The following is a 6,098-nucleotide window of genomic DNA, read 5'->3' as shown; positions in this document are numbered from 1 at the left end:
TGTGGGTCGGTGGTTGCGCGCTCGTCCTGCGGGGACACCCCTGCCCGTCCCCGCTCCCCACGCGTCGGGGTGATTCCGGGGCACTGTCGAACGCATCGCCGTGGGGCGGGGACACGGCGGAGTGTCCCCGCAGGACGAGCGCGCACCACCGGGTACAGCCGAGACATGCCGTACCGCGCGAGCCGAGGAGACACTCCGCCGGGGCACCGACCCACACCGAAGCGCTCCCTGGCGGGAGCCACCGGGTACGCGCAGCCGAACCCAGCCCCGCCGGCGATTGAGGCGCGGGGTCCGGGGCAGCGCCCCGGCACCACCGCCCCGGCGACCCAGCGGCTAGCGGACCGGCAGCACCGCCGACACCCGAAATCCCCCCGCGTCCGTAGGACCGGACACGAACACCCCGCCCAACCCGAGCACCCGCTCCCGCATCCCGACCAGCCCGTTCCCCCCGCTGGGAAGCCCCGGCTCGGCCGCCTTCCCGTCGCACGGTCCGTTCTCCACCTGCATCGCGACCTCCCCCGCCCGGTGCGCGAGCCGCACCACGACCCGCGCCCCCGGCGCGTGCTTGTGGCAGTTGGTGAGCGCCTCCTGCACCACGCGGTACGCCGTCTGCTCGACCTCCGCCGCGTACGCCGCCCCCTCGCCGTGCACCAGCACCTCCACCGTCATCCCGGCCGCCCGCGACTGCCCGACCAGCACCTCCAGGTCGTCGAGCGAGGGCCCGTCCTCCACCCCCACCCCCGCACCGGCACCGGCACCGGCACCGGCACCCGCACCCGCACCCGCACCCGCACCCGCACCCGCACCCGCGAACGCCACCGCCGCGACCGCCATCGCCGGCACCGGAGCCGGGACCGGCTTGGGCGGCGCCCGGAGCACACCGAGCATCTCCCGTAGTTCCGTGAGCGCCTGCCGTCCCATGTCCCCCACCAGGGCCGCGTTCTTGGCGGCCCGCGCCGGGTCCTTGACGGCCACCGCCTCCAGCGCGGCCGCGTGCACCACCATCAGCGACACCCGGTGGGCGACCACGTCGTGCATCTCCCGCGCGATCCGGGTGCGCTCCTCCGTACGGGCCCACTCGGCCCGCTCCTCCGCCCGGTCCGCGAGCAGCGACAGCTCCCGCTCCAGCGAGTCCGCCCGTTCCTGCAGGCTCTCCATCAGGCGCCGTCGGGCCCCGATGTAGAGCCCGAACAGCACCGGCGGCACGGTCAGCGCCACCGCGACGAACACGGACAGCACGACCACCAGCGTCGGGTCCGCCTCCACGTCCCCGCGGGTGCGCAGGTACATCACGACGAAGGTCGCGGCCAGCGACATCGAGGCCAGCGTGGCCGTGATCCGCCGGGGCACCTCGGAGGAGGCCAGCGTGTACATGCCGACCACCGCGAGCAGGAACCCCATCGCCGCCGGTGACACGGCGATCCCGACGAGCACCACGGCGATCGGCCACCGGCGCCGTAGGACGAGCGTGGCCCCCACCACGAACCCGAACAGCACGCCGACCGCTGTCGGCAGCCCCGCCTCGGCGGCGAAGGGCACTCCCTCCCACGCGCACTCCACGGCGGACACCCCGCCGAGCACCACGTCCCACACCGCGTCCCGCCGCCGCGCCCACCACAAAGGCGGGCCGGCCCGGCCTTCCACTTCCCCCGTTTTGGTCATGCCGTCCAGCGTACGCAGCGCCCCCTGCACACGGCCCAGGGAAAACGCCTCGCGGTACCCGTCCTGAAAGGCTCGGTTTTGTACCGTCGCATTGAGGGCACTTGGTGCGGCATAGTAGGTGCCGGCAACTGGATCACCAGACGTGATGTCCGATTTAGTTGGAAACAATCCCCTGTGGTGTAATTGGCAGCACTGAGGCTTTTGGTGCCTTATGTCCGGGTTCGAGTCCTGGCGGGGGAGCTCCACAGGTTCGGGTCCTGACCGCAAAGGTCAGGACCCGGCCTCGTTTCGGGGCCCCGGCACCCCGGTATCCTTCACGGGTCCACCCCCGAAGCCGAAGGGCATCCCCGTGAGCGCCAACCGCCCGGCAGCCGTCGTCGTACTCGCAGCGGGTGAAGGCACCCGCATGAAGTCGGCGACTCCCAAGGTTCTGCACGAGATCTGCGGGCGCTCGCTCGTCGGTCACGTCGTCGCCGCCTCCCGCGAGCTGGACCCCGAGCACCTCGTCGTGGTCGTCGGGCACGCCCGGGAGCAGGTCACCGCGCACCTGGCCGGCATCGACGCCGACGTCCGCACCGCGATCCAGTACGAGCAGAACGGCACCGGACACGCCGTCCGCATGGCCCTCGAAGAGCTCGGCGGCGTGATCACCGGCACCGTGATCGTCGTCTGCGGCGACACCCCGCTGCTGACCGGGGAGACCCTGGCCCGACTCGCGCGGACGCACGAGGCCGACGGCAACGCCGTCACCGTGCTGACCGCCGAGGTCCCCGACTCCACCGGCTACGGACGCATCGTCCGCGACGCCGGCGGCGCCGTGACGGCCATCGTCGAGCACAAGGACGCCTCCGACGCCCAGCGTGCGATCCGTGAGATCAACTCGGGCGTCTTCGCCTTCGACGGCGCCCTGCTCGCCGACGCGCTCGGCAAGGTCCGTACCGACAACAGCCAGGGCGAGGAGTACCTCACCGACGTCCTCGGCATCCTGCGCGAGGCGGGTCACCGCGTCGGCGCGGCCGTCGGCAGCGACCACCGGCAGATCCTCGGGATCAACAACCGCGTCCAGCTCGCCGAGGCCCGTGCGCTGCTGAACGCGCGCCTGCTGGAGCAGGCCATGCTCGCGGGCGTCACGATCGTCGACCCGGTCGGCACCTTCGTCGACGTGACCGTCACCTTCGGGCAGGACGCGATCGTGCACCCCGGCACCCAGCTGCTCGGCGCCACGCACATCGCCGAGGGCGCGGAGGTCGGCCCCAACACCCGGCTCAAGGACACCCACGTGGGCGCGGGCGCCCGGGTGGACAACACGGTGGCCGAGAGCGCGGTCGTGGGCCCGCAGGCGAGCGTGGGCCCCTTCGCCTACCTGCGCCCGGGCACGAACCTCGGCGCCAAGGCCAAGGCCGGTACGTACGTCGAGATGAAGAACGCGACGATCGGTGAGGGCACCAAGGTCCCCCATCTGTCCTACGTGGGCGACGCGACGATCGGCGAGTACACGAACATCGGCGCCGCGAGTGTCTTCGTGAACTACGACGGTGAGCACAAGCACCACACCACCGTCGGTTCACATTGCAAGACGGGCTCGGACAACATGTTTGTGGCTCCCGTCACCATCGGGGACGGCGCCTACACGGCGGCCGGCTCGGTGATCACCAAGGATGTGCCGCCCGGCGCGCTGGCCGTGGCCCGTGGCCAGCAGCGGAATATCGAGGGTTGGGTGGCCCGTAAGCGTCCGGGCAGTGCCGCTGCCACGGCGGCGCAGTCGGCGGCCACGGAGGACGCCGGGCGCCCCTGAGGTGAACTGACCGGAAACACGTACGCCCGCGACGGCGTACCGTGATAGTGCACGCAATTCGGCTGGCTCACCGTGTGCGGGACGGACGCACATGGGGGCGAGCAGCTTCAACACGTCTGAGGAGACTGTGCTGTGACCGGGATCAAGACGACCGGCGAGAAGAAGCTGATGCTCTTCTCCGGCCGCGCCCACCCCGAGCTGGCCGAGGAGGTTGCGCACCAGCTGGGCGTCGCCCTCGTGCCGACCAAGGCTTTCGACTTCGCGAACGGTGAGATCTACGTCCGCTTCCAGGAGTCGGCCCGCGGCGCGGACTGCTTCCTGATCCAGAGCCACACGGCTCCGATCAACAAGTGGATCATGGAGCAGCTGATCATGATCGACGCGCTGAAGCGCGCGTCGGCACGCTCCATCACCGTGATCGTCCCGTCCTACGGGTACGCCCGCCAGGACAAGAAGCACAAGGGCCGCGAGCCGATCTCGGCCCGCCTGGTCGCCGACCTGCTGAAGACCGCGGGTGCGGACCGCATCCTCACGGTCGACCTGCACACGGACCAGATCCAGGGCTTCTTCGACGGCCCGGTGGACCACCTCTCGGCCCTGAACGTCCTCGCGGACTACGTCGGCGCCAAGGTGGACCGTACGAAGCTCACGATCGTCTCCCCGGACGCCGGCCGCGTGCGCGTGGCCGACCGCTGGTGCGACCGTCTGGACGCGCCGCTGGCGATCGTGCACAAGCGCCGTGACAAGGACGTCGCCAACCAGGTGACCGTCCACGAGGTCGTCGGTGAGGTCAAGGGCCGCGTCTGCGTCCTGGTCGACGACATGATCGACACCGGTGGCACCATCTGCGCCGCGGCCGACGCGCTGTTCGCGCACGGCGCGGAGGACGTCATCGTGACGGCCACGCACGGCATCCTGTCGGGTCCGGCGGCCGACCGTCTGAAGAACTCCAAGGTCAGCGAGTTCGTCTTCACGAACACCCTGCCGGACCCGTCCGACCTGGAGCTCGACAAGATCACGGTGCTGTCGATCGCCCCGATGATCGCGCGCGCCGTGCGCGAGGTCTTCGAGGACGGCTCGGTCACCAGCCTCTTCGAGGAGCAGCAGTAGAGCCTGAGGTGACCGCTCCGCGGTAGATCCTTTTGGTGCGGCCTCCCCCGCCGGGTACACTCCATGAGTTGCTCGGCGAGGGAGGCCGTACCCGTTCGTGGTGCGGATGCTCCGTTATCGACGCGCTCTTCGTAGCAGGCCGTTCCGGCCGGGTGACTTCCGTCCAACTTCCGTCACCCCACGAGGAGTGAGCATGTCCGAGGTCAAGCTTTCCGCCAAGATCCGTGACACCTTCGGCAAGGGCTCTGCCCGTCAGGCCCGTCGCGACGCCCTGACCCCCGCCGTCATCTACGGCCACGGCACCGACCCGAAGCACGTCAACGTCGACGCCCACGCCCTTCAGCTGGCGCTGCGTACCCCGAACGTCCTGATCTCCCTGGACCTCGGCGACGCCGGCTCCGAGCTGGTCATCCCGAAGGCCGTGCAGAAGCACCCGCTGAAGCGCTCGATCTCCCACGTCGACTTCCTGATCGTCAAGAAGGGCGAGAAGGTCACCGTCGACGTCGCGATCGTCACCGAGGGCGAGCTGGCCGCCGGCGGCAACATGCTGGAGACCCTCCAGAACACCATCTCCGTCGAGGCCGAGGCCACGCACATCCCGACCGAGGTCACCGTCTCCATCGCGGGCCTCGAGGCCGGCGCCACCATCCACGCGTCGGACCTGGTCCTCCCGAAGGGCACCACCCTGGCCGTCGACGGCGACATCGCCGTTCTGCAGGTCGTGGCCCCGCAGGCCGAGGAGCCGGCCGCCGAGGCCGCCGAGGGCGAAGAGGCCTGAGCCTCACCCCACCCCCTCAGCAGTTGCTGACCGACCGCCGTCCGGCTCCACTGGAGCGGGACGGCGGTCGTCTTCGTAGAGGAACCGAGGAGCTTTTGATGTCGGACGACGCGGCGCCCTGGCTGATCGTGGGCCTGGGGAACCCGGGACCGGAGTACGCGGGAAACCGCCACAACATCGGCTTCATGGTGGCCGACCTGCTGGCGGAGCGGATCGGCGGGAAGTTCAAGGCGCACAAGGCCCGTGCCCAGGTGGTCGAAGGCCGCATGGGCCCGCCGGGACCGGCCAACCGCCGCGTGGTGCTGGCCAAGCCGATGACGTACATGAACCTGTCCGGCGGACCGGTGACGGCGTTGCGCGACTTCTACAAGGTGCCGCTGGAGCGGATCGTCGCGGTCCACGACGAGCTGGACATCGACTACCCGACGCTGCGCCTGAAGCTGGGCGGCGGGGACAACGGCCACAACGGCCTGAAGTCGATGACCAAGTCGATGGGCCCCGACTACCACCGGGTGCGCTGCGGCATCGGACGTCCGCCGGGCCGGATGCAGGTCGCGGACTTCGTGCTGAAGGACTTCTCCTCCACGGAGCGCAAGGAGCTGGACTGGTTCGTGGACCGGGCCGCCGACTCCGTGGAGTGCCTGATCGCCGAGGGCCTGGAGCGCGCGCAGTCGACGTACAACTCCTGACCGGCAGGACGCACGGAAGCCCCCGCACCGGACGGTGCGGGGGCTTCGTCGTACCCGGGCGCGG

General features: G+C 70.6%; 5 protein-coding genes and 1 tRNA gene. 5 read left to right on the top strand and 1 reads right to left on the bottom strand.

All coding sequences use genetic code 11. The features are described from left to right. Positions 1-333: 333 nt before the first annotated feature. A complete protein-coding gene (locus tag BCL76_RS17035; protein WP_109780354.1) occupies positions 334-1,662 on the bottom strand; it encodes a sensor histidine kinase in 1,329 nt (442 codons plus the stop codon). 168 nt (positions 1,663-1,830) lie between these two features. On the opposite strand from BCL76_RS17035, the gene BCL76_RS17030 reads away from it, so the two are divergent. From BCL76_RS17030 to pth, 5 genes are all read left to right on the top strand, one after another. Further along, a tRNA-Gln gene (locus tag BCL76_RS17030) sits at positions 1,831-1,902 on the top strand. Between the two features lie 109 nt (positions 1,903-2,011). Continuing rightward, complete coding sequence (glmU, locus tag BCL76_RS17025; protein WP_109780298.1) at positions 2,012-3,457, top strand: bifunctional UDP-N-acetylglucosamine diphosphorylase/glucosamine-1-phosphate N-acetyltransferase GlmU; 1,446 nt, start codon at positions 2,012-2,014, stop codon at positions 3,455-3,457. Between the two features lie 132 nt (positions 3,458-3,589). Next, positions 3,590-4,567, top strand: coding sequence for a ribose-phosphate diphosphokinase (locus BCL76_RS17020; protein WP_030008898.1), 978 nt, complete (start codon positions 3,590-3,592; stop codon positions 4,565-4,567). 193 nt (positions 4,568-4,760) lie between these two features. Continuing rightward, positions 4,761-5,345 carry a 50S ribosomal protein L25/general stress protein Ctc gene (locus tag BCL76_RS17015; RefSeq protein WP_030761943.1) on the top strand — a complete coding sequence of 195 codons (585 nt, stop codon included), beginning with the start codon at positions 4,761-4,763 and terminating at the stop codon, positions 5,343-5,345. A 98-nt stretch (positions 5,346-5,443) separates the two neighbouring features. Beyond that, a complete protein-coding gene (pth, locus tag BCL76_RS17010) occupies positions 5,444-6,034 on the top strand; it encodes an aminoacyl-tRNA hydrolase (RefSeq protein ID WP_109780297.1) in 591 nt (196 codons plus the stop codon). The last annotated feature ends 64 nt before the right edge of the window (positions 6,035-6,098 follow it).

Source organism: Streptomyces sp. CG 926 (genome assembly GCF_003148825.1).
Lineage (GTDB): Bacteria > Actinomycetota > Actinomycetes > Streptomycetales > Streptomycetaceae > Streptomyces.
The sequence above is the reverse complement of the archived record's forward strand: the minus strand, read 5'-3'. Positions and strand labels throughout refer to the sequence as shown.

Bases quoted from the DNA above. Each gene is read 5' to 3' on its own strand.
- BCL76_RS17035 (WP_109780354.1), bottom strand. From the start codon at position 1,662: ATGACCAAAACGGGGGAAGTGGAAGGCCGGGCCGGCCCGCCTTTGTGG.
- BCL76_RS17015 (WP_030761943.1), top strand. From the start codon at position 4,761: ATGTCCGAGGTCAAGCTTTCCGCCAAGATCCGTGACACCTTCGGCAAG.
- pth (WP_109780297.1), top strand. From the start codon at position 5,444: ATGTCGGACGACGCGGCGCCCTGGCTGATCGTGGGCCTGGGGAACCCG.